Source organism: Shewanella sp. P1-14-1 (genome assembly GCF_001401775.1).
GTDB lineage: Bacteria > Pseudomonadota > Gammaproteobacteria > Enterobacterales > Shewanellaceae > Shewanella > Shewanella japonica.
On the sequence record NZ_LKTL01000069.1, the window covers coordinates 1 to 770 of the forward strand.

Below are 770 nucleotides of genomic sequence, written 5' to 3' on the forward strand. Positions count from 1 at the left end.
GTTGATGCTGAGCTAACAGTAGACTTAGTGATTGATGCATCGAACCAAGGCGATATCACTGGTACATCACAAGATATTCCAGCAGGTGGCACGGTCACCTTGGTTATCACCGATATTGCGGGCACTGCAATTACCATCACAGATGTGGCAGTAAACGCGGACGGTACTTACTCTGTTGATAACGTTGACCTATCTACGCTTGTGGATGGCGACATCACAGTGGTGGCAACCGCAACTGACAGCAACGGTAACGACCTGTCTGCCAATGACACTGAAAACCTCGATGCTGTTGATGCTGAGCTAACAGTAGACTTAGTGATTGATGCATCAAACCAAGGCGATATCACTGGTACATCACAAGATATTCCAGCAGGTGGCACGGTCACTCTGGTTATCACTGATATTGCGGGCACTGCAATTACCATCACAGATGTGGCAGTAAACGCGGACGGTACTTACTCTGTCGATAACGTCGACCTATCTACGCTTGTGGATGGCGACATCACAGTGGTGGCAACCGCGACTGACAGCAACGGTAATGATTTATCGGCCAATGACACTGAAAACCTTGATGCCCTTTCAAGTAACATCACCGTCGATTTAGTCATTGATGGCGATAATAACGGTGACATCACTGGTACATCACAAGACATTCCAGCTGGCGGTACAGTCACTCTGGTTATCACCGATATTGCGGGTACTGCAATTACCATCACCGATGTAGCCGTTAATGCTGATGGCACTTACTCTGTTGATAATGTTGACCTATC

At 47.5% G+C, this 770-nt stretch carries 1 pseudogene; it reads left to right on the forward strand.

Annotation, left to right across the window (positions count from 1 at the left end):
* A pseudogene (locus AN944_RS20975) lies at positions 1–770 on the forward strand (hypothetical protein); the annotation flags it as partial.